Genomic DNA, 21,085 nt, shown 5'->3' with positions numbered 1-21,085 from the left:
ATCGCCGGAAGATCAGCGCCGCGTCAGCGAGACTTCGACGCTCACCGCTGACAACCGTACCGCAGAATGATGATCATCTTGTCACTGCCTGATGTGACCGACGCGCTCGCTTCCACAGCGGCGCAGGATCGAGTGATCGCCTACCGCATCGCGTCCGAGGCGACCGCGTCGATCATGCCCCGATGCGGACAGGCGCCCCTGTGAAAGGACGCTCAGGACTCCGCACCCAGCAGGTCAGCCAGCGTGGCCAGCTCCTGGCTTACCGATCGACGGTGGCGGGCCAGGACCGTGGTGACGATGTCCCGGGCGTACCGCTGATGCCGCAACCAGGTCGGCGACTCCGCTCGGAGCCCGGACAGAATGCGCGTCGCTTCGACCAGGTCGCCGCGCTCAGAGTTGGCCCAGGCACGGTCGAGCTGGTGACGATTCCGGTTGTCCGACGTGGCCCGGCCGCGCCCCGGAGGTACGCGTTCCGCCAACGCGAGCGCCGTGACCGGGTCGCCCGCCACGACCGACATCTCCACCCGCTTCATCTGCACGGTCACCGGACAGAAGGCACCCGTGGTCACCGGCATGCGAAGAGCCACGTCTGCTGGTAGCTGCTCGCCGATCCGGACCGCTGCCGCACCGGCGGCGTCAGCATTTCTCTGGCGTCGTCGGCGCGACCGTCGCGGATCGCCGCGGCCGACCCGTGCAGCATGAGCCAGCCCCAGACCGCGAGCCGGGTCGGGTCAGTACGTGAAAAGCGTGGCTCGATCGCGTCCGCCGTGGCGAGGGCCAACCGCTCGGCCTCGTCGAACCGCCCCTGCCGGAGCAACAGCCAGCACATCGTGGTGACGACTGACGCGGCGACCAGTTCGTCTCCGGACTCGTCCGCGACGTCGAGCGCGAGACTCAGCGCATGATAGGCAAGATCGAAACGCCGGAGCTGGATCAACGCCGTCCCGGCGATCTGGTACGCCTGAGCGAGCTGCCCCGCACCTGCGGTCCGCTGATCGCCGCCACTCGCGTCGACAAGGGTGCGGGCTTCGCCGATCAGCGCCGGTAACCGGGCGAGCGCGGTGGCGTAATCGTCGCCATGGTAGATCCGATCGATATCGGCAATCGACGTCTGCAGTTCCCGCACTGTCGGCGGATCTGTCGAGACACCACCGACGGTCGTCCCGCTCAAGCCACGGGCCGGAGTCAGCGCCCGCCGTAGCAGGCCAACCGCGATCTCGTCGTCATCGGCTCCGGCACCGGCCGCCGGGCTGGCGACAGGAGGCCCGACCAGTACGGACGTCGGCACGGCAAGCGCGGCGGCGACCGCTCGCAAGGTCGACATCCGCGGTGATCCCGGCTTGTTCTGCTCCAGCTTCTGGATCGTCTCGACCGCAAGCCCGGCCGCCTCCGCCAACTGCTCCTGAGTGAGTCCCCTGAGTCGACGTAGCCGCCCTACGTTGTCGCCCACCGTCGAACTCATCGCGCCGCCTACCGAAACCCGCCCCCGGCCGTACGGAATCCGGCACGCCGCATCGACCGCCGCCGCCAACCGTACCGCCGAGACCATCTTGTCGCTGCTGGCCATCGATCGGGCGGAACGGATAACAGGTAGACGGAGGTGGCGTACCAGCGACCCTGCACCACCGAGATCACCCGTAGGCCACGCGTCCTGGCAACGGCGACCGACGCCGAATTCCGGTGGCGGGCCGGCGCTGGGGTCGGCAGGATCGGGGGAATGACCACCGGACCAGACCGGCAGGCGGTCGGCTCACTGCGGGCCGTGGCGATCGACGCGCCGGGCATCGACCGCCTGGCCACCTTCTACGAACAGCTCGCCGGCTGGCGACGCCGCCCCACCGGCGACGATGACGACGACTGGATCACCCTTGTCACCGACGACGGCTGGCGGATCGGGCTGCAACAGGCGGCCGACCACGTACCGCCGGACTGGCCCGGCCAGGACCGACCGCAGCAGGCCCACCTCGACTTCCAGGTGTCGGACATCGACGCGGCGGCGGACCGCGCCCAGCAACTCGGTGCCAGCCTGTTGCAACGCAACGAACGGTGGCACACCCTCGCCGACCCGGCCGGCCACCCGTTCTGCCTGTGTCTGAAAGCTGACGAGCCGCGTACCACTCTGGCGGGTGTCATGCTCGACTGCCCCGACGCCAAGGAGCTGAGCCACTTCTACGCGGGGCTGCTCGGCAGACCGGTGACCTACGAGGGGGACGGGATCGCCATGATCGGCGAACAGGGCGCGCAGCCCGTCCTGTTCCAGCAGGTCGAGCAGTACGCCGCGCCCCGCTGGCCGGACCCGGCGTACCCGCAGCAGATCCACCTCGACGTGCAGGTCCAGGACGTCGACACCGCCGAACGGGCCGCCCTCGCCATCGGCGCCACCCGCCTCGACGGCGCCGGCCCCGACTGGCGCGTCTACGCCGACCCCGCCGGCCACCCGTTCTGTCTCGTCTGGGCTGCCTGACCAGGCGAAATGATCACGACAAGCTGGCGTACCGCTGTCACCATCGGGCCGTGGTTCGGCATCGCCGACGCCAACACCCTTCGATCAGCGAGGAAGCCATGGCCGACATGTCCGGCGACCACAGCGACGCTGCCGGTCCGCGTACCGACGAGGTAGGTCAGCCCCGGCGTGGCCGGCAGCCGGTCACCCTGCCGGCTTGGATCCGTGACCCGGAGCCGGTCCGGGTCACCTGGCGGCGCCGGGTGATGCTGGCCGCGTTGCGCCTGCCCGGCGGACCGAGGGTCCGCCGGGCCTGGTGGCGCTGGCAGCGGCGGCAACGGCTGCACCGCCGGTTTCCGATCCTGACCGCGTTGATCGCGGTGCCGCTGGCCTTCGTCGCGATCATGGCGCTGGTGTCGCTGGTCTACTGGCTGTGGGCGCGGATCTGGGTGATCCCGTAGGCCAACCGGCCGGTCTGCGCCGACTCACCGGCCGGCTGCCAGGTCCAGGGCGATATCGACGATCATGTCCTCCTGGCCACCGACCAGGCCGCGCCGGCCCACCTCGACCAGGATCTCGCGGGTGTCGACCCCGTGGGCGGCCGCGGCCCGCTCGGCGTGCCGGAGGAAGCTTGAGTACACGCCCGCGTAGCCGAGGCTGAGGGTTTCCCGGTCGACGCGGACCGGCCGGTCCTGCAGTGGCCGGACCAGGTCGTCGGCGGCGTCCATCAGAGCGAACAGGTCGCAGCCGGAGGCCCACCCGGTGAGCTCGGCCACCGCCACGAACGCCTCGATCGGACAGTTGCCGGCGCCGGCACCCTGACCGGCCAACGACGCGTCCACCCGTATGGCGCCCTCCTCCACCGCGACGACAGAGTTCGCCACACCGAGACCGAGGTTGTGATGGGCGTGGATGCCGATGCCGGTACGCGGGTCGAGCACGTCCCGGTACGCCCGGATCCGGTCCCGCACTCCGGTCATCGTGAGCCGACCGCCCGAGTCGGTGACATAGACGCAGTGTGCGCCGTACGACTCCATCAGCCGAGCCTGCGCCGCGAGTTCGGCGGGCTCCGCCAGGTGCGACATCATCAGGAACCCGGCCACATCCATGCCGAGTTCCCGGGCGGCCTCGATGTGCTGTGCGGCGATGTCGGCCTCGGTGCAGTGGGTGGCGATTCGGACGGAGGCGACCCCAAGCTCCCGTGCCCGGCGCAGATCGTCGACGGTGCCGATGCCGGGCAGCAGCAGGGTGGTGAGCCGGGCCCGCCGGACCACCTCCGCGACCTCGGCTATCCACTCCAGGTCGGAGTGTGCGCCGGGGCCGTAGGTGAGGCTGCCACCGGCGAGACCGTCGCCGTGTGACACCTCGATCGCGTCCACCCCGGCCGCGTCCAGCGCGGCCGCGATGGTCCGGACCTGCGCCAGGGTGTACTGGTGGCGGATCGCATGCATGCCGTCCCGTAGCGTTACATCCTGGACGTAGAGCCGATCAGTCACGCCGCTCCTCCCGTCCGAACCAGACACTCACCGACCCGTAGCGCGGCCGACGTCATGATGTCGAGATTGCCGGCGTACGCGGGCAGGTAGTGCGCGGCACCCTCGACCTCCAGAAACACGGAGATCTGCCAGGCCAGGTTCCTCGCCGATGGCGCCAGTTGGGCGCGCGGGTCGCCAGCCCTGATCCGATCGAACTGGACCCGCTGTTTGAGCCGGTAGCCGGGTACGTAGGTAGCCACCCGAGCAACCATTTCGGCAACCGCAGCCTCCACTACCTGCGGGTCGCAGTCGTCGACCAGGCAAAGCACCGTGTCCCGCATCAGCAGCGGTGGCTCGGCTGGATTCAGGACGATGATCGCCTTGCCGCGGTCCGCGCCACCGACCCGCTCGATCGCCCGGGCCGTGGTCTCGGTGAACTCGTCGATGTTCGCCCGGGTGCCGGGACCGGCCGACCGGGAGGCGATCGAGGCGACGATCTCGGCATAACGCACCGGGGCGACACTTCCGACCGCGGCGACGACCGGGATCGTCGCCTGGCCGCCGCAGGTGACCATGTTCAGGTTCGGTGCCGCCAGGTTGGCGTCCAGGTTGACCGAGGGCACGACGTACGGACCGATCGCGGCGGGCGTGAGGTCGACCATGCGTACTCCGGTGTGCCGCAGCGCGGCAGCGTTGTCGCGGTGTGCCCGGGCCGAGGTGGCGTCAAAGACGACCTCGATCTCGTCGAAGTCGTCCCGGGCCAGCAGCCCTCGCACCCCGTCCGAAGTGGCCGGGACTCCGAGCCGGCGGGCCCGGGCCAGCCCGTCGGAGTCGGGATCGATGCCGACCAGGACACCCATTCGCAGCACGGCCGACTGCCGCAGTATCTTGATCATCAGGTCGGTGCCGATGTTGCCCGAACCGATCACCGCCGCCTTCGCGGCTGGCCGGCCGTCGGACCTGCCGGCGGTGGACGTGAGCGCCTCAGCCATGGGTGTGGACCTCCTCGGCGGACCCGATCGAGACAGCCACCGAACCGACTGCGGAAATGGTGGCGGCGACCTCGTCGCCGGCGGTGACCGGGACCATCGGACCGAGCGCCCCACTGAGGACGATTTCTCCGGCCTGGAGCGGTTCGCCGTAGGTCAGGGCCGCGTTCGCCAACCACCGCAGGGCGTTGAGCGGATCGTCCAGACAGTCCGCGCCGGACCCGCTGGCGACCTGCGTTCCGTTGCGATGCATGGTCATCGTCACCGCCGACAGATCCAAGTCGGAGATGTCGACCCGATCCGGACCGAGCACGAACAGCCCGGCCGATGCGTTGTCGGCGACGGTGTCCGTGATCGAGATGTCCCAGCCGGCGATCCGGCTGTCGCATATCTCCAGCGCGGCGACCGCGTACTCGACAGCGTCCCGGACCTGCTCGACGTCGGCCGTCGTGGCGTCGAGGTCACGGCCGAGCACGAAGGCCACCTCGGCCTCGATCCGGGGCTGCAGCAGCCGGCCCGGATCGACCCGACCAGCGGACGGGACCAGGGCGTCGTCGAGGAGCGTGCCGAGATCCGGCTGATGTACTCCGAGTTGCCGTCGCACTGCCGACGAGGTCAGTCCGACCTTGCGCCCGATCCGGTGGCGACCGAGCTCGCAGGCGTGCCGGGTGTTCGCCGCCTGCACCGCGTAGGCGGCATCGACATCGTCCGATCCGAGCAGGTCACGGACGGGCTGACAGGGAAGGCGTTCGTATGCCGCACGACGCAACCGGGCTGCGGCCCGGTCGCGAAGGTGGGGTGGGTGCTGCGACACGACAGGACTCCTCGCGGATGTGGGAGGCCGGCGCCGAGGCCGGACGACAGGTCCGATGGTGGTCATGGGGTCACCCGGGCAGGGTCCGCACGAGGTAGGCCCAGGCGTCGGCGAGTTGGCGGGGGCCGTAGCAGCGGTCCCGCTTGGCGCGCGCCTCCGCGTCGTCCGACCAGGTGAACTCGGCGCCGGTGGCCATGGCGGTGAGCTGCATCCGGCAGGCCTTCTCCAGGAACACCGCCGTCAGCACCGCGGTCGGGACATCGACCCCCACGGTGACCAGCCCGTGATGGCGCAGCAGGAGGGCGTTGCGGTCACCTAGCGCCTCGGCCACCGCCGCCCCCTGCTCCGGGGTCCGGATCAGGTCGCCGGTGGTGGTGAACCGGGCGATGTCTGGCGGACTGAACAGGGTGCCTTCGTGTGCCAGCGGGCGGAGCGGGTGGCCGGTGGCGGCGAAGGTGACGGCCGCCTCGCCGTGGCTGTGCACCACAGCGTTCACATCAGACCGTCGGGACAGGATCTCGGTGTGGATCGGATACTCGAGGTGCCGCCGGCCCACAGCCCGCGACCCCGCTTGCGGAAGCGGCAGCACGGTTCCGGCGGAGTCGAGCAGGAGCACCCCGTCCGCGTCGACCTCCTCGAAGCCGTACCCGGCCGCCTTCATCCAGATCCCGGCGCCGGTCGGGTCGCGCAGGGACAGGTGACCCCACACCAGATCCGAATGACCGTTGGCGGCGAGCACCCGGCAGCCCTGGGCGACCTGTTCCGCCGGTGCCGCAACGGGCCGCGTCACGGCCGGGCCAGAAAGTCACCGACGACCCGGTTGAACGCCGCCGGCTGTTCGAACATCGGCCAGTGACCGGCAGCCTCGATCAGGGCGAACGACCCGGCCGGCAGGAGCTTGCTGGCCCGTTCCCCGACCGTGGCGGGCGTAGTCGGATTGTGCTCGCTCCAGAGCACCAGGGTCTCGTGCGGGATCTGTCGCAGGTCGGCTTCACGTAGCAGGTAGCGCCGGTTCTCCTCACCGGGCTGCTCGGCGATCAGCTTCGCCATCGCCTCCTGGCTCCCGGGCAACGTGTAGTACCGGTACCTTGTCTGCACCAGTTCGTCGGTGACTGTCGACGGGTCGTGCATCAGCCACTCCAGCCGCTTCCGCACGCTGTCCAGCGTCGGAGCCTGGGCGGCACGCCGGGTCACGTCGCCGACCCGCTGGTGCACCCGCTCGCTCTCCCGGCGGCTCTCCTCGTCGTCGAGCAGCAGGCCGGCGCCCGTGACGGAGACCACCCGGCCCACCCGGTCCGGGTGGTGCAGCGCCGCCCACATCGCGACCCATCCCCCGAGTGACTGACCAACCAGGTGTGCCCGGGGCGCGCCGATCGCGTCGAGGAACCGCAGCAGGTGGTCCACGAAGACCGGCGTGTGGTACGTGACGTCGGTGGGTCGTGCGGTGAGCCCGTGCCCCAGGCAGTCGATCGCGTACACCCGAAGGCCGCGCTCCGCCAACGGCAGCACGTTGCGGATGAAGCCCTCGGCGTGCCCGGTCAGGCCGCCCATCATGATGACCGGCTCACCATCGCCGGCTTCGATCGATCGGGTACGCCAGCCGCCCGCGTCCCGGAACCGCACCTCCGCGCCGAGCGCGTCAAGCCAGAATGTCATCGTTCTCCTCAAGGAAGTTCTCGATCTCGGGGTTTACCAGGTCCGGACGTTCGTAGTGCGGCCACTGCCGGGCGCCGGGCACGGTTCGCAACCGGGCCCGGGGAAGCGCGGCGACGGCCGCGCGCAGCACGGTGGTCGGGAGATGGCCGGATTCGCCGTGCACCAGTAGCACCGGTGACGCGACGTTGGTCAGCTGCTCGGGGGTGAGCAGCCAACGACTGTTGTCGGCGCGGCGGACGGACTGGTGGACCGCCCGCGCGGCGTCAGGAGCGTAGAGCCGGCGCCGGACCTCGACGAGTTCGTCGGTGACCAGGTCGGGGTCGGCCAACAGGCCGGTCAGCCGGGTCCGGACGTTGTCTCCGCTCGCCTCGGCGAAGGCCCGGCCGCCGCGCTCGTACGCCGCGCGTACCCTCGGGTCGTCGAGCCGTTCCTGCTCGGACTGCAGCCCAGCCGGTTCGACCAGGACCAGCCGGTCGACCCGCTCCGGTCGGGTGATCGCGAGCAGGGCCGCTACCCAGCCGCCGAGTGACTGTCCCACCAGATCGACACGGGGCAGCCGGAGCGCGTCGAGCAGGTCCACGACGTGGCTGAGCAGCCGGTCGACGGAGTACTCGCCGGGCGGTGCGGCGGTCAGTCCGTGGCCGATCAGGTCGGCCGCGATCACCCGGCGCCGCCGGGACAGCGCCGGCAGGGTGCGCGACCAGGTCTCCAGGTGCCCGCCCCGGCCGTGCAGGAGAAGCACCGGCGGGCCGTCGCCCTGGGTCACTGTCCGGGTACGCACACCACCCGCGTCGACCCAGCGCACCTCGGCGCCGAGCAGTTCGGTCCAGAGCGTCATCACAGCCGGCGCCTCACCGGTCGAGGTACGCGTGCAGGAAGTCGAACGTGAGCCGGTCGGTCTCCTGGGCCGCCTTGGAGTGGTAGTTCGGATGGGTGTCGTCGTGGTACGCGTGCCCGGCGTCCGGATGCAGGTGCAGCTCGGTGGACTGGCCACTGCGGGCCAACGCCTGCTTGAGTTGGCGGACCTCGTCGAGCGGAATGAACTGGTCCGCCTCCCCGTAGTGGGCCTGAACCGGGCAGCGGACCGACTCGGCGGCCTCGATCCGGGAGCGTGGTCGCCCGGTCGGGGAGTACTCCGGTGGCAGCACCGGCAGACCGTAGAGCGGCACGACACAGCGCAGCCGGTCCGTCCGGGTCGCCCAGACCAGTACCGTCCCGCCGCCGAGGCAGAAACCGACGGCCGCGGCCCGAGAGGTGTCCACGTCGCCGCGCCCGGCGAGGTAGTCGAGCGCAGCCTCGAAGTCGGGTACGGCCTGCTCGTCGGTCGCCGCCAGGAACGCCTTGGCACGTCGCTCCTCCACAGTGGTGTAGTCCTGTGGGGGTCGGCCACCGACGCGGCTGAACATGTTCACCGTCAGGCAGGCGAACCCCTGCGCCGCGTAGCGGCGGGTGACGTCCTGCCGGTGCTCGGTGACGCCGAGGTTCTCGTGCGCCATCAGCACGACCGGAGGGAGCCGGTCGGCGCGCGGTTCGGGCAGGGCCAGGTAGCCCTGGATCTGGTCGGTCCCGCTGGGAAAGGTGACCCAACCGGGTGTCTCGTTGGGGCTCACAGGTGTTCCCATCCTTCCGGTTCGATCGCGGTTGCCACCGGACGCCGTTCGCCCGGGGACGCGGAGGTGAGTTGTTGCCGGACCAGTTGCCCGGTCCGGTCGAGTTGGCGCCGCAGGAACCGGGACGCGGGGCCGATGACGGCGAGCGCCCCCGCGACCCGGCCGTTGACCGTCACCGGTACGGCGACCCCGGCCACACCGACCAGATACTCGCCGGACTCGATCGCGTAGCCCCGGGCGCGGCTCACCTCGACCTCGGCGCAGAGCTCCTGATGGTCGACGATCGCCCGTGGGGTGCGCCGGGTCAGTCGTAGCCGGGGCACGATCTCGGCGACCCGCTCGGGTGGCAGCCCGGACAGAGCCGCCTTGCCGATGCATCCACCGCCGAGCACCGAGCGCCGACCAACTGGGGAGGACACGGCCAGCGGGTGGGCCGCCGGGCGCTTGCCCGTGATGACCAACGTGCAGTCCGACCAGTCGACCTCGGCCACCAGGACGGTCTCGCCGGTGATCCGAGCCAACTCGTCGGCCGCCGGCTGGGTCAGGTGGGTCAGGGCGGAACTCTCCGAGACCTGGTTGCCCAGTTCGAGCAACCGGATGCCGAGCAGATACGCCCCGTCCGGGTCCTGCCGGAGGAAGCCCCGTTCGACGAGCGTGACCGCGATCCGGTGGGCGCTCGGGCGCGGCAGCCCGGCGGCCTCCGCAAGCTGGGACAGGTGCAACCTCGGGTGGGTGGTACTGAACGCGGTCAGGATGTCCAGCGCCCGCGCCACCGAGCGCACGCCCCGCCGACGGTCCGGGTCATCATCGAGGTCGATCATCAGAAGCCTTCCGTCACCGGGCTTGGGCTACAGGCAGTACTGCGGAGCCTGATCCACGTTGCTCTTGGTGATGAGCTGGTCGGGGATCTGTTGCACCTTGGGGGCAGCCGGGCCGGAACCGCCGTTCTCGGCGTCGAGCAGGGACACCACGGCGTCGATGGCCATCTCACCGATCAGGCGCGGCGGCTGGCTGATCGTCGCGGAGATCTGGCCGTCGCGGATCGCCGCAAGGCCGTCGTCGGTGCCGTTGATTGTGACGATCTTGATGTCGTCGCGGTTGGCTGCTCGGAGCGCGGAGAGCGCGCCGAACGCCATGTCCTCGTTGTGAACGAAGAGGTACTTGATGCCGGGGTTGCCCTGCAGCAGGTTCTCCGCGACCTCCTGCGCCTTGGCCCGCTGCCACAGCGCCGGCTGCTCGAAGACCACCTGCTGACCGTCTCCGAGGGCTGCCTTGAACCCCTTGTTCATCAGGTCGGCCGAGGCGCCGGGGGCGCCGCCGATGATCGCGATCTCGGCCGGTTCCTGGCCGCCGTCCTCGGCCACCCACTGGCCGAGCAGCGCGCCGGCGTGTTCCACGTCGGTGGTGGCCGCGCCGAGAATCTTGTTGGGATCGACAGCCGCCACGGAGGTCAGGAAAATCGGGACGTCGGCGCGGTTGGCTCGGTCGACATCGCCCTGCTGAGCATCGATGTTGACGGTCTGCACGATGATCGCGTCAACCTGCTTGATGATCATGTCTTCCACGTTGGAGATCTCTTTGGCGGGATCACCGGCGGAGTTGGCGACCAGCAGTTCCACGCCCTTCGCCTCGGCCTGCGCCCGTACCGACTTTTCCAGGCAAGTGTGGAACTGGATGGTATTGCCGTTCACGAAGCCGATCCGGTATCCCTCCTGGCCACCGGAGTCGACGGTTGCGTCGTCGCTACCGCAGCCGGCCGAGGCCGACACCGTCAGGGCGGCGACGGCAACCCCGATGAAGAATCTGCTCTTTCTTTTCATAGCGGTCAACCTCTCAAAGACGGACCAGTGTGGTCGTACGGGAGAACGGTCTACGGCCGGGCAACGGCACCAGATCAGCCGCTGTGCCGGCGACGTACCTGATTGGCGACAGCCGCGACGAGCAGCACGGCGCCGACGGAGACCTGCTGGTAGTAGGAGTCGATCTGGAGAAGATTCAGCGCGTTGGCTACCACCCCGAGCAGGATCACGCCGAGGACGGTGCCGATGATCGTGCCGCTGCCACCGGCCAGCGCCGTTCCACCGATCACCACGGCGGCGACCACGGTCAGTTCCAGGTGCAACCCGGCGGTGCCCGGGCTGGCCGCTCCCAGCCTGGCCAGCAGCATCGTGCCGCCGATGGCGGCGAGCGCTCCGTTGAGTCCGTAGAGGGCCAGCTTCACACTGGTCACCGGGACGCCGGACAGCCGTGCGGCGGCCTCGTTCCCACCGATCGCGAACGCGTGCCGGCCGATCGTGGTGTAGCGCATCACCAATCCCACCCCGACGCAGACCGCGAGCGCGATCAGCGACAACACCGGAATGCCCACCACCTCACCGAAGCCGAGGCCGGACAGGTTCTGCCCGATCGAGATGCTCTGCCCACGGATGACCAGGAGCGCGACGCCCTCCAACGCTGTCGCGGTGCCGAGCGTGACCACGAACGGCGCTACTCCCGAGGCGGTGATGATCGCGCCGTTGAGCAGGCCGACGGTGATGCCCACACCGACTGTGAGCGCCACCGCCGTCAGCTCTGACACGCCGGCCTCGAGAAGCCGGGCGAGCACCCCGGCACTGACTCCGGCGAGACTGGCCAGGGAGAAGTCGATACCGCCGGCCGTCATCAGCAGGGTGAGGCTCGCGGCGAGCACGGCCACCACGGAGATCTGCCGGACGACGTTCAGCAGGTTCGGCCCCGTCAGGAAGGCGTCCGACTGGGTCGCCGTGAAGATCGCCAGAACGATCAGCAGGCCGATCAGTCCGGCATGGTGGGTCAACCCGCCCGGCACCGCGAGCCGGGTCCGCTTGTTGAGCGCCGACGTTGTCATGCTGTCCCTCCGGCCGTCATGGTCACCAGTTCGTCTCTGCTGGTCTGCGCCACGGCGCACTCGGCCACCACCGCGCCGCCCCGGATCACCACCACCCGATCCGCCAGCCGCAGCACCTCGTCGACGTCGGAGGAGGTCAGCAGGAGCGCTGTTCCATCCGCGGCCAGACCCTCTACCAGTTCGTGGATCTCGGCCTTGGCCGCGACGTCGACCCCGTTCGTCGGTTCTTCCAGCAGACAGACCCGCCCGCCCGTCGGCAGCCACTTGGCCAGAAGAACCTTCTGCTGATTGCCACCGGAAAGTGCCCGGACCGGCGGGTCGGCGGCGATGCTGACGACCCGGTAGCGGTCGCGGGCCTCGGCGGCCATGGCGTGCAGCGCCGGCCAGCGGACGAACGGCCGGCCCGATAGCGCCCGTCTGGCCAGCGTGACGTTCTCGTCCACGGAAAGCTCGGGAATCAGGCCCAGGGCAAGCCGGTCCCCGGTGACGCACCGGATGCCGTGCCGCAGCGCGTCACGTACGCTGCCCGGCCGTACCGGCTGGCCGTCCACCACGATGCTCCCGGTGCGCGGGCGACGGGTGCCTGAGAGCAGGCCGAATAGCTGGGACTGGCCATCGCCGGCTGGACCGAGTACGCCGACCACCTCCCCGGCGCGGACCTGAAGGTTGAGTTTACGCAGCCTGTCGCCGGTGCCGATGCCGACCAGGTCCAGCACCACCGGCCCGGGCTCGACGGCCGGCCGGCGTTGGCCGATGTCGGCCTTGCCGCCGGTCATCGAGGTCACCAGGTCAGAAACGGTGGTGCCCTCGGCCGGCACGGTGGTGACCCGGCGGCCGTCGCGCAGCACGGTTATCGAGTCGGCGAGGGCAAGCACCTCGTCCAGGTGATGCGAGACGTAGACGATGCCGACTCCCCGCTGGCTGAGGGTGCGGACCAGCTCGTGGACATGGGCAGCGTCGCCGCCACCGAGGGCGGCGGTCGGCTCGTCGAGGATCAGCACCCTGCCGCCGGCGTGCACCTCCCGGGCGATCTCCACCAGCACCTGTTGGGCCGCAGGGAGCGTCCGGACCGGGGCGGTGACATCGATCCGTACCCCGATGTCGTCAAGTGCCGCGCGGGCCGACCGCCGAATCTCGTCCCAGCGCACCCACGGGCCTCGACGCGGCAGCCGGCCGAGCAACAGGTTCTCGGCGACGGAAAGCGACGGAACCAGGGACCGGCGCTGGTGCACGGTGGTGATGCCGATCTGCCGGGCCCGTCGTGGAGTGAGTGGGCCGGCCGGTTCGCCCGCCACGGACAGGGTTCCCGTATCCGGCGTCAGCGACGCGGAAATGATCTCCACGAGAGTCGACTTGCCGGCGCCATTCATCCCCAGCAGGGCGTGGACCTCGCCGGCGTGCAGATCCAGATCTATGTCGATCAGAGCGCGAGCGCCCCCGAAGGACTTGCTCACGCCACGCAGCGACAGCAGCGGGGCGGTCACGGCGTGTCCCGAGGCGGGTACATCTCGGCGTGCGGGACGCCGAGCATCACCATCAGGTTCCGCAGCGCCACCGGATTCATCCCCTGGGCCAGCAGCTTCCAGGAGTCCCGGGCGCGCACCGCGCGGACCTCCTCCTCGTCGAGCGCGTAGCCGTCGAGAAGGCCGTCCCGAACCCGGGCCAGCAAACCGGGCTTGTGTTCCAGGTCCCAGGCCAGCCGGTTGAGTTCCACGACGCTCATCGCACGAACTCCATGATCCCGGCGCCGATCGCCCACTCGGCCATCGGCGCGTACGCCAGCAGCGTTCCCGGCGCGGGCTCCCCCGCACCAGCTGTCGCACCCACGGCCACCAGCCAGGTCCGGATCTCCAGTGCCCCATTGCCGGCCTGTTCCAGGATTTCCTCGTCTGACAGGGCGAGGATCGGCTCCAGACGACCGTCCCGCAGACACGACACGAAGTCCCGGTCGAACTCCTCGTTGATCTCACCGAACCGAGGTAGGCCGACCCAGTGTGAGATGCCGCCGGTGCCCAGTACCCCGACCCTGCTGTCGGCGGGCAACGTCGCCACGGCCGCACCGATCGCCCTGCCCAACTCCAGGCAACGGCGCAGCGACGGCAGCGGCGGCGTGTTGCAGTTGAGGAAGAGCGGAACGACTCCGGCGCGCGCCGCGTTCGGAAGCTTGGTCAACGGCACCGTGAAGCTGTGGTCCAGCCGCATGGTGTGCGAGCGGGCGGCGTCGAAGCCGCGCTCCACCAACCCGGTCAACAACGCCTGGGCGACCCCGGGCGCGCCCGGGAAGGTACCGTCCGGAGTGCCGAACTCGCCCCAACCCTCGTACCGGTCGGCCAGGCCGAGGCAGTACGTCGGGTAGTTGTCGAGCCCGAAGGTCTCGTAGTGGTCGGTGCCTACCACGATCATCGCTGTCAGGTCGGCCCGACCAATGGCCTCGTCCATCCGCTGCCACGCATCGTGCAGTGCCCGTGACCGGTCGGCGCCTCCCAACGGGTTCTTGATGATCGCGCCGACATGCGAAGTCGCCGCCGCGTACGCCACGGTCCCCATCAGCGCACCACCGCCGAGGCCGGCGCGTGATCAGCGAAGGTGATGTCGGTGGCGAGGTCGGCGTCGCGCCGGCTCACGTCGGTGGCGTGCAGCAGTCCGCAACCGGGGCAGGCGTACTGCCGGATCTCCAACTCCTCGGCGAGCCGGGTGGCCGGGCTGAACTGGAACACGTCGGTACTCACCAGGCAGGCTGCCCGGCGACGCCACGACTGGCCCAACGGAGCCAGCACGGTGCCGCAGTGGCAGGCTACGTAGCGCGCCCCGTCGACCTCGATCCGCTCCAACCGGTCACCGATCGGACCCAGCCGGCGCCGGCCGGTGGCGGCGGGTTGTGCAGGCAACGCCTCGGCCGCCGGCCAGGCCCGGCGCTCGGCACGCAGCCGACTCCGGCGGTCTGCGGTCGCTGCTGCGTCGAGTTCGCCGGCCGCGTCGAGCACCGCACCGTAGAGTCGGACGGCTGCCTCCGGGCTGACAGCCCTCTGCCGTAGGTCCACCCGCAGTGCCTCGATCGGGCGCTCCAGCGGGTCTCCCCAACCACCGCCGGCCTGGTGGGTATAGCTGAGCGTCGCTGCCGCGCCGAGCCGGAACTTCCCGGCCCGGCCCCGCATCGGCGGCCGCTCACCGGTGAGTGTCGCCGGGTCCGGAATCTCCCCGCCGGCCAGTCGCTCCGGCAGGTCGCTATCGCGGACCAGGCGCCGACCGTTCGGGCCGGACGGGTAGCCGCCGAACAGCCCGGTGGAGTTCGGCGCCAACCAACCGTGCCCGGAGCAGACGGCGCTGACGTCGTCGCTGCCGTGCACGGCGTAGTGTGCCCCGATACTCTGCCCGCCGCGGTGCCGGCCGGCCCCACCGGAGTCGGTCACCAAGCCCCGCCACAGGTACAGCAACGGCATGTCCAACTCCACGGTCTCGGCGTTGGCGATACGTTGCCGCTCAATGTTGTGCTGCCCCTGGGTCCAGACCCCGTCCCGATGCGCGTACGCGCCGCCACCGGTGGCGAGGCAGTCGAGGATCACGTGGGTGAAATGCTCGCCGTGCGAGTTGGTGCCAGTCAGTACGAACTGATCGGGGCCGCCGGCCGGCGCGGCCTGAGCCTCACCGATCAGTTCGTCGGAGCAGGCCGCCAGCCGGGACAGGCACTCCACCGCTGTCATCTCCACCAGCCAGGCGGCCTCGAGCACACCACCGCTCACCGGCGCGGGTCGACGGGCGTTGATAATCAGCCCTTCCGGTGCGTACACCTCGACCGGGTGGAACAACCCCTCGTTCCAGGGCGAGTCAAAGGCCAGGGTCGGCAGCAACGCCGCAGCGACTCCAGCCATCAGGCCGGACCGAGTGCAGTTGATGTACCCGGTTGCCTGGGGTGACGAGCCGGAGTAGTCGAAGTGCAGCCGATCGCCCTGCTTGGTGAGCACCAGGTCCACGTCGTAGACCGCGTCGACCTCGCTGGCCGCGAGCCCGCCGTCGTTGTCCAGATAGGCCCGGGACCGGACGGTGGCGTCCGGCAGTTCACGGAGCCGGTTGCGCAGCCGGGTCTCGGAGAGTTCGATCAGACCTGACATGACCTCGCGGACCGTCGCGGCGCCGTACCGGTCAGCCAGTTCGGTCATCGCCCGTACGGCGGTGTGGTTGGCTGCGACAAGTCCGCGAAGGTCCAGGTTCGCGGTGCTCGCCATCCGGGTGTGTGCCAGAACGATGTTCCACACGTCGGTGCGGGTCCGGCCACCGTCGATCAGCTTCGTCGGCGGAAGCTGCAGCCCCTCCTGGAACGACTCGGTCGCCGCAGAGCAGAATCCACCAGGTTGCATGGCGCCGACGTCGACCATGTGGCACATCGCGCCACTCCAGGCCAGCAACTCACCTTCGTAGAAGATCGGGGCGACGATGCCGAGGTCGGGAGCGTGAACGGCACCCTTCCACGGGTCGTTCACGATGAACATGTCGCCGGCCGCGATGCCGGGATCGTCGCCGCAATCGGCGATCACGTGCCGAGTGATCGCGGCCATCGACGCGGAGTGCAGCAGAATGGTACGGCCCATCGCGGCTACCGAGCCGTCCGGCAGGTAGAGCCCGACGTTGTAGTCGCTGGCCTCGGTGACGTGGGGCGAGCCGGAGATGGCGGACAGGACGGCGCCCTGTTCGTCGGTGATGGCCAGCAGCCGGTGCCGGATCACCTCGAAGGTGACAGGGTCCACGTCCCGTCCGGCGGTGGAGTGGCCGGCGGGTCCGGTGGAGCTGGCGGTGGTCATGAATCCTCCCGAGCGGTGATCACCAGGTTGGCGTCGTCGTCGACATCGGCCTGTTGGCGAGGGCCGACGACCACGGTGGTGCCGGCGAATTCCAGGACTGCCGGGCCGGGCAGTGAGAGGCCCGGCCCGACTGACTCCCCGCGGTAGACGGTGGCCGGCACCAGCCCGGTCTCTGGAAAGTGCACCGAACGCTGTCCGAGCACCGCCGCGGCGAGCGTTCCGCGCCGCCGCGGTGCCGCCGCGGCCAGCTCGGTTACCCGGACCCGCCCCTCCACCCGCAGGGTGAGCAGCTCAAGCCCGGCGCTGCGCAATGCGGTGCCCGCGCCGTAGATTCGTTCGTAGCTGGCCAGGAAGTCCTCGACCAGGCGCCGAGCCATCTGCCCGTCGACCCGGCCTGCCGGCACGACCACCGGAAGTTCCTGGGTCTGCCGGCGGAACTTGAGGTAGACGATGCGCGTGAAGGTGGCTCGCGGATCACGGTCGAGGTCGGCGTGGCAGCGGTCGATGAGTGTCGCGAAGGTCGCCGCGATGCGGTCGCTGTCCAGATGGGCCGCCGGGTCATCGGCGCCGGGCGGCGTACGCTGCGGGTCGGTGGTCTGCACAGCCCGATAACGATCGGAGATGACCGTCCCGAACGCGGAGTGGACCGTCGCCGTCGGGGGCACCACCAGAGTGCCGATGCCGGCGGCGTCGGCATACGCGTAGGCGTGGGTCGGGCCGGCACCACCGTACGCGTAGATCACGAAGTCGCGCGGGTCATGGCCCTGCTCGACGGTGACCTTACGCAACAGGTCTGCCATCTGGTTGTCCGCGACCTGCCGGATGCCGGCGGCGGCATCGGTGACTGACATGCCCAGCGGCTCCGCAACGTGCCGGCGGATGGCCTCCTCCGCGGCGGGGCGGTCCAGCTTCATCCGGCCGCCAAGGAAGTGGTCTGGATCGATGATCCCAAGCACCACGTCGGCATCGGTGACGGTGGGCCGCTCGCCGCCGCGGCCGTAGCATGCGGGGCCGGGCACCGACCCGGCGCTCTCCGGGCCGACGACCAGGGCACCCACCTCGTCCACCCACGCGATCGAACCGCCGCCCGCACCAATCGCCTGAACCTTGATCCGGGGCAGTGCCAGGTGATAGTTGCCCACCTCGCTGATTCGCTCCACCAACGGTTCGCCGTTGACAATGAGGCCGACGTCAAAGCTCGTCCCGCCCATGTCGCTGGTGATCACATTGCGGTGACCGAGCCGGCGGGCGAGCGCCACGGAGGCGAGCACTCCACCGGCCGGGCCGGAGGTGAGCATCGACGCGGCTCGGGCGGCCGCGTCGCCGGCCCGCATCACGCCGCCGCCCGAGTCCATGATTGACAACTCGCCGGTGAAGCCGGCCTGCCGCAGCCGCGTCTCCAGCAGGTTCACGTAGTCCCGAATCACCGGACCGAGGTAAGAGTTGATCACCGTGGTGGCGGTCCGCTCGTACTCGCCGATCACCGGGGCCACCTGATGCGACAACGTCACGTACGCCGTCGGCCACTCCTGCTTAATCAACTCGGCCAGCGCGCGTTCGTGCGCCGGATTGACGAACGACCAGAGCAGGCTGACCGCCAATGCCCCGACCTCGGTGTCGCCATCGCGCATTTCGACCAGAGCCGCGCGAACCGCAGCCAGGTCGATCGGCACCACCTCGCGGCCCGCCGAGTCGACTCGCTCGGTGACCTCGACGATGCTGGCCCGGGGCACGATCGGCTCCGGGTTCCGACGGCGGCTGTAGTGCCCGGTCGCCGCGCCGAGCCCGACCCAGGAGGTCATGCTTCGTTGGATCAACAGCGTGTCCGCGAAGCCGCGCGTGGTCAGCAACGCGGTCGGCGCACCCTTGCGTTCGATGAGCGCGTTGGTCGCCGCCGTAGTGCCGTGGGCGAAGTGGTCGATACGCCGGGTGAATTCCGGCAGTTCAAGGCCGTACGCCTCGGCCGCCAGTTCCAGTGCGGCGAGCACGCCGCCGGACCTGTCGGGAAGCGTCGTCGGTGATTTGAACAGCCGGGGCGGCGCGCCGTCCTCAAGCACGACGAGATCGGTGAAAGTGCCACCGATGTCAGTGCCGACGAAGAAACGCCGATCGTGCGCCGTTTGCGTCACCGTGACCCCCTGGTGCGACCTGTGCTACATGAAATGTTGGCGAAACATACGTCGCGACTGTCGGGGCAGCTCAACGCCCCGTTCCGCCAGGCGGACTCGGTGCGCATGATTGGTCCGATCGGACGAGTGGTCCATCCGACGAAACGGCAAACACGTCCGCGCCAGTCACTCAGCCATTCGACTATGGACGGACAACCGGTCGGCCGGTCCGTCGGGTCGACCGATCAGTAGAGTTCACGGCGACCGCGCCGCCCACCCCACCGGCCGGCGTACCTGCCGTCGCGCTGATCGTCGCGGGGCTGGTACTCCCGGCGTCCCGCCGGCTCTTCGGGGGCACCGTAGCCGGTGCGATGCCTACCCGGGCACCGGTGCCGCCGGCAGCCAGACCTACCGGGCTGACCTGGCTGGCCGATCCTGCTACGGTCCGCCGGTTCGCCCCGACGGCAACTGGCCTTGGCTCGCCCACTACCGCCTGACGTTGCGGACCCAGCCGTCCCGCCAGCCGAGGACGACTGCCGGGGCAACTCTCAGTAGTTACCTGACGACGATTGGATCGTATCCGGCTTTCCCCGGACGGACACTTGCTTGTTGGAGCGGAGGGCGTGGGATTCGAACCCACGAAGACATTGCTGCCTTACCGGTTTTCAAGACCAGCGCCATCGGCCACTAGGCGAGCCCTCCCGGTGCGGCCGGCCGGAGACGGTCAGCCGCCGCGTCACTGTGCCCTAGTGTGCCACGGACGTCCGACAGCACTCCGCGGCGCAGGTTAACGCGGCGGTAGCCGAGGGGGCCATCAGGATTCACCAGCCGGGTTCGGCGGGCGGCACACCGGCCGAGCCGGTAAGACTGATGCCATGTACGCGATCACCGTGCCGCAGCCCGGCGGACCCGACGCCCTGGTCTGGACCGAGGTGCCCGATCCCACCCCCTGCCCGGACGAGGTGATCGTCGACGTCGCCGCGACCGCCGTGAACCGGGCCGACCTGCTACAACGGCAGGGGCACTACCCTCCGCCGCCGGGCGCGTCGCCGTACCTCGGGTTGGAATGCTCCGGGGTGATCAGCGCGGTCGGCGCGGACGTCTCCCACCGCAAGGTCGGCGACCAGGTCTGCGCGCTGCTTGCCGGCGGCGGGTACGCCGAGCGGGTCGCCGTGCCCGCCGGGCAGCTGCTGCCGGTGCCGGCCGGGCTGAGCCTGGTTGACGCCGCCGCGCTGCCCGAGGTGGCCTGCACCGTCTGGTCGAACGTGGTCAAGCTCGCCGGGCTGCGGGCCGGCGAGTCGCTGCTGGTGCACGGCGGCGGCAGCGGGATCGGCACCTTCGCCGTCCAGCTCGGTGCGGCGCTCGGCGCCACCGTGCTGACCACCGCCCGCGCGGCCAAGCACGAACAGCTGCGGGCGCTCGGCGCCCACCACGCGATCGACTACACCGCCGAAGACTTCGTCGCCCGCGCCCGCGAGCTGACCGGCGACGGTGACGGCGGGGTGGACGTGATCCTCGACATCATCGGCGGCGGCTACCTGGAGCGCAACGTCCAAACGCTGGCCACCGGCGGCCGGTTGACGATCATCGGGTTGCAGGGCGGCCGCACCGCCGAGCTGAACCTGGGTGCGCTGCTGGCCAAGCGGGCCACGATTTTCGCGACCACGCTGCGGTCCCGTCCGCTCGCCGAGAAGGCGGAGATCGTCCGCCGGGTGCACGACCAGGTCTGGCCGCTGATCGCGTCGGGTGCGATCCGCCCGGTCATCGACCGCCGGATGCCAATTGCGCAGGCCGCGCAGGCGCACCGGATCGTCGAGAGCAGCGACCACCTGGGCAAGGTGCTACTGGTGACCGGCGAGGGCCAACCGCCGTCGAGTGGCAACGGCTAGCCGCCGTCGAGCAGGATGCGCGGGCCGGGGCCGGCGGCGGCCAGCCGGTCGGCCGGGTTGTACAGCGTGCACGACCGCAGTGACAGGCAGCCGCATCCGATACACCCGGCCAGGTCGTCGCGCAGCCGGGTGAGCAGCGCGATCCGCTCGTCGAGCCGGTCCTGCCAGCGCTGGGACAGCCGCGCCCAGTCGGCCTTCGTCGGGGTACGCGAATCGGGCAGCTCGTCCAGCGCCTGGCGAATCTCGTCCAGCGGCACGCCGATCTGCTGAGCGATCCGGATGAACGCCACCCGGCGCAGCTCGGAGCGGGCGTACCGGCGCTGGTTACCGCCGGTACGCCCGGCTCGGATCAACCCGATTCGCTCGTAGTACCGCAGGGCTGACGGTGCCACCCCGGACCGGGCAGCCAAATCGCCGATGGCCAGTGTCCGCTGCATCA

The 21,085-nt window shown here is 70.2% G+C and carries 22 protein-coding genes and 1 tRNA gene; 4 read left to right on the top strand and 19 right to left on the bottom strand.

Going from position 1 to position 21,085, the window contains the following annotated elements; genetic code table 11:
• Positions 1-66 precede the first annotated feature (66 nt).
• The gene (locus ACFHW1_RS13965) at positions 67-204 is read left to right on the top strand and encodes a hypothetical protein (RefSeq protein ID WP_416553976.1); all 138 of its coding nucleotides are present in this window, start codon (positions 67-69) and stop codon (positions 202-204) included.
• 8 nt (positions 205-212) lie between these two features.
• On the opposite strand, the gene ACFHW1_RS13960 is transcribed toward ACFHW1_RS13965, so the two are convergent.
• A complete protein-coding gene (locus tag ACFHW1_RS13960; RefSeq protein ID WP_416553974.1) occupies positions 213-545 on the bottom strand; it encodes a hypothetical protein in 333 nt (110 codons plus the stop codon).
• Between the two features lie 20 nt (positions 546-565).
• Positions 566-1,567 (bottom strand): helix-turn-helix domain-containing protein, encoded by a 1,002-nt coding sequence (locus ACFHW1_RS13955; RefSeq protein WP_416615538.1) that lies wholly within the window; start codon positions 1,565-1,567, stop codon positions 566-568.
• Between the two features lie 150 nt (positions 1,568-1,717).
• On the opposite strand from ACFHW1_RS13955, the gene ACFHW1_RS13950 reads away from it, so the two are divergent.
• Together ACFHW1_RS13950 and ACFHW1_RS13945 are read left to right on the top strand one after the other, a co-directional pair.
• Entirely contained in the window at positions 1,718-2,464 is a 747-nt protein-coding gene (locus tag ACFHW1_RS13950) for a VOC family protein (protein ID WP_416553970.1), read from the top strand.
• A 98-nt stretch (positions 2,465-2,562) separates the two neighbouring features.
• Positions 2,563-2,904, top strand: coding sequence for a hypothetical protein (locus tag ACFHW1_RS13945; RefSeq protein WP_416553968.1), 342 nt, complete (start codon positions 2,563-2,565; stop codon positions 2,902-2,904).
• A gap of 24 nt (positions 2,905-2,928) precedes the next feature.
• Here ACFHW1_RS13945 and dmpG read toward each other — a convergent pair whose 3' ends face one another.
• From dmpG to ACFHW1_RS13865, 16 genes are all read right to left on the bottom strand, one after another.
• On the bottom strand, positions 2,929-3,939 hold the full coding sequence (dmpG, locus tag ACFHW1_RS13940; RefSeq protein ID WP_416553966.1) for a 4-hydroxy-2-oxovalerate aldolase: 1,011 nt from the start codon (positions 3,937-3,939) through the stop codon (positions 2,929-2,931).
• On the bottom strand, positions 3,936-4,910 hold the full coding sequence (locus ACFHW1_RS13935) for an acetaldehyde dehydrogenase (acetylating) (protein ID WP_416553964.1): 975 nt from the start codon (positions 4,908-4,910) through the stop codon (positions 3,936-3,938). The genes dmpG and ACFHW1_RS13935 overlap by 4 nt, the downstream gene beginning before the upstream one ends.
• Positions 4,903-5,721 (bottom strand): 2-keto-4-pentenoate hydratase, encoded by an 819-nt coding sequence (locus tag ACFHW1_RS13930; protein ID WP_416553962.1) that lies wholly within the window; start codon positions 5,719-5,721, stop codon positions 4,903-4,905. The genes ACFHW1_RS13935 and ACFHW1_RS13930 overlap by 8 nt, the downstream gene beginning before the upstream one ends.
• A gap of 70 nt (positions 5,722-5,791) precedes the next feature.
• Complete coding sequence (locus ACFHW1_RS13925; protein ID WP_416553960.1) at positions 5,792-6,511, bottom strand: class II aldolase/adducin family protein; 720 nt, start codon at positions 6,509-6,511, stop codon at positions 5,792-5,794.
• The gene (locus ACFHW1_RS13920) at positions 6,508-7,377 is read right to left on the bottom strand and encodes an alpha/beta fold hydrolase (protein ID WP_416553958.1); all 870 of its coding nucleotides are present in this window, start codon (positions 7,375-7,377) and stop codon (positions 6,508-6,510) included. Before ACFHW1_RS13920 ends, ACFHW1_RS13925 begins: the two co-directional genes overlap by 4 nt.
• Positions 7,361-8,215 carry an alpha/beta fold hydrolase gene (locus ACFHW1_RS13915; protein ID WP_416615537.1) on the bottom strand — a complete coding sequence of 285 codons (855 nt, stop codon included), beginning with the start codon at positions 8,213-8,215 and terminating at the stop codon, positions 7,361-7,363. The genes ACFHW1_RS13920 and ACFHW1_RS13915 overlap by 17 nt, the downstream gene beginning before the upstream one ends.
• 13 nt (positions 8,216-8,228) lie before the next feature.
• On the bottom strand, positions 8,229-8,987 hold the full coding sequence (locus ACFHW1_RS13910; protein WP_416553954.1) for a dienelactone hydrolase family protein: 759 nt from the start codon (positions 8,985-8,987) through the stop codon (positions 8,229-8,231).
• A complete protein-coding gene (locus ACFHW1_RS13905; RefSeq protein ID WP_416553952.1) occupies positions 8,984-9,808 on the bottom strand; it encodes an IclR family transcriptional regulator in 825 nt (274 codons plus the stop codon). The genes ACFHW1_RS13910 and ACFHW1_RS13905 overlap by 4 nt, the downstream gene beginning before the upstream one ends.
• 27 nt (positions 9,809-9,835) lie before the next feature.
• Positions 9,836-10,756, bottom strand: a complete 921-nt coding sequence (locus ACFHW1_RS13900) for a sugar ABC transporter substrate-binding protein (RefSeq protein WP_416553950.1) — start codon at positions 10,754-10,756, stop codon at positions 9,836-9,838.
• Between the two features lie 125 nt (positions 10,757-10,881).
• Positions 10,882-11,853 (bottom strand): ABC transporter permease, encoded by a 972-nt coding sequence (locus ACFHW1_RS13895; RefSeq protein ID WP_416615535.1) that lies wholly within the window; start codon positions 11,851-11,853, stop codon positions 10,882-10,884.
• Positions 11,850-13,337 carry a sugar ABC transporter ATP-binding protein gene (locus tag ACFHW1_RS13890; protein WP_416615533.1) on the bottom strand — a complete coding sequence of 496 codons (1,488 nt, stop codon included), beginning with the start codon at positions 13,335-13,337 and terminating at the stop codon, positions 11,850-11,852. Before ACFHW1_RS13890 ends, ACFHW1_RS13895 begins: the two co-directional genes overlap by 4 nt.
• Positions 13,334-13,576 (bottom strand): hypothetical protein, encoded by a 243-nt coding sequence (locus tag ACFHW1_RS13885; protein WP_416553944.1) that lies wholly within the window; start codon positions 13,574-13,576, stop codon positions 13,334-13,336. The genes ACFHW1_RS13890 and ACFHW1_RS13885 overlap by 4 nt, the downstream gene beginning before the upstream one ends.
• Complete coding sequence (locus ACFHW1_RS13880; RefSeq protein WP_416553942.1) at positions 13,573-14,400, bottom strand: hypothetical protein; 828 nt, start codon at positions 14,398-14,400, stop codon at positions 13,573-13,575. The genes ACFHW1_RS13885 and ACFHW1_RS13880 overlap by 4 nt, the downstream gene beginning before the upstream one ends.
• Positions 14,400-16,649, bottom strand: coding sequence for a hydantoinase B/oxoprolinase family protein (locus ACFHW1_RS13875; RefSeq protein WP_416553940.1), 2,250 nt, complete (start codon positions 16,647-16,649; stop codon positions 14,400-14,402). The genes ACFHW1_RS13880 and ACFHW1_RS13875 overlap by 1 nt, the downstream gene beginning before the upstream one ends.
• The gene (locus tag ACFHW1_RS13870; protein ID WP_416553938.1) at positions 16,646-18,778 is read right to left on the bottom strand and encodes a hydantoinase/oxoprolinase family protein; all 2,133 of its coding nucleotides are present in this window, start codon (positions 18,776-18,778) and stop codon (positions 16,646-16,648) included. Before ACFHW1_RS13870 ends, ACFHW1_RS13875 begins: the two co-directional genes overlap by 4 nt.
• Before the next feature lie 594 nt (positions 18,779-19,372).
• Positions 19,373-19,459: transfer RNA gene (locus ACFHW1_RS13865), tRNA-Ser, on the bottom strand.
• Between the two features lie 173 nt (positions 19,460-19,632).
• Here ACFHW1_RS13865 and ACFHW1_RS13860 point away from each other — a divergent pair.
• Positions 19,633-20,646 (top strand): NAD(P)H-quinone oxidoreductase, encoded by a 1,014-nt coding sequence (locus ACFHW1_RS13860; RefSeq protein ID WP_416553936.1) that lies wholly within the window; start codon positions 19,633-19,635, stop codon positions 20,644-20,646.
• Here the strand turns inward: ACFHW1_RS13860 and soxR are convergent.
• Complete coding sequence (gene soxR, locus ACFHW1_RS13855) at positions 20,643-21,083, bottom strand: redox-sensitive transcriptional activator SoxR (protein WP_416553934.1); 441 nt, start codon at positions 21,081-21,083, stop codon at positions 20,643-20,645. The two genes, ACFHW1_RS13860 and soxR, sit on opposite strands and share 4 nt — an antisense overlap.
• Positions 21,084-21,085 lie beyond the last annotated feature (2 nt).

This window comes from Micromonospora sp. LOL_014 (assembly GCF_048060245.1).
Taxonomy (GTDB): Bacteria; Actinomycetota; Actinomycetes; order Mycobacteriales; family Micromonosporaceae; genus Micromonospora_E.
This window is presented reverse-complemented; position numbering and strand designations above follow the sequence as displayed.

What these genes read in the sequence shown, in the direction of transcription:
- ACFHW1_RS13965 (WP_416553976.1), top strand. Translation starts at nt 67, where the DNA reads ATGATGATCATCTTGTCACTGCCTGATGTGACCGACGCGCTCGCTTCC.
- ACFHW1_RS13955 (WP_416615538.1), bottom strand. Translation starts at nt 1,567, where the DNA reads ATGGCCAGCAGCGACAAGATGGTCTCGGCGGTACGGTTGGCGGCGGCG.
- ACFHW1_RS13950 (WP_416553970.1), top strand. Translation starts at nt 1,718, where the DNA reads ATGACCACCGGACCAGACCGGCAGGCGGTCGGCTCACTGCGGGCCGTG.
- ACFHW1_RS13945 (WP_416553968.1), top strand. Translation starts at nt 2,563, where the DNA reads ATGGCCGACATGTCCGGCGACCACAGCGACGCTGCCGGTCCGCGTACC.
- ACFHW1_RS13935 (WP_416553964.1), bottom strand. Translation starts at nt 4,910, where the DNA reads ATGGCTGAGGCGCTCACGTCCACCGCCGGCAGGTCCGACGGCCGGCCA.
- ACFHW1_RS13920 (WP_416553958.1), bottom strand. Translation starts at nt 7,377, where the DNA reads ATGACATTCTGGCTTGACGCGCTCGGCGCGGAGGTGCGGTTCCGGGAC.
- ACFHW1_RS13915 (WP_416615537.1), bottom strand. Translation starts at nt 8,215, where the DNA reads ATGACGCTCTGGACCGAACTGCTCGGCGCCGAGGTGCGCTGGGTCGAC.
- ACFHW1_RS13905 (WP_416553952.1), bottom strand. Translation starts at nt 9,808, where the DNA reads ATGATCGACCTCGATGATGACCCGGACCGTCGGCGGGGCGTGCGCTCG.
- ACFHW1_RS13895 (WP_416615535.1), bottom strand. Translation starts at nt 11,853, where the DNA reads ATGACAACGTCGGCGCTCAACAAGCGGACCCGGCTCGCGGTGCCGGGC.
- ACFHW1_RS13885 (WP_416553944.1), bottom strand. Translation starts at nt 13,576, where the DNA reads ATGAGCGTCGTGGAACTCAACCGGCTGGCCTGGGACCTGGAACACAAG.
- ACFHW1_RS13880 (WP_416553942.1), bottom strand. Translation starts at nt 14,400, where the DNA reads ATGGGGACCGTGGCGTACGCGGCGGCGACTTCGCATGTCGGCGCGATC.
- ACFHW1_RS13875 (WP_416553940.1), bottom strand. Translation starts at nt 16,649, where the DNA reads ATGACCACCGCCAGCTCCACCGGACCCGCCGGCCACTCCACCGCCGGA.
- ACFHW1_RS13860 (WP_416553936.1), top strand. Translation starts at nt 19,633, where the DNA reads ATGTACGCGATCACCGTGCCGCAGCCCGGCGGACCCGACGCCCTGGTC.
- soxR (WP_416553934.1), bottom strand. Translation starts at nt 21,083, where the DNA reads ATGCAGCGGACACTGGCCATCGGCGATTTGGCTGCCCGGTCCGGGGTG.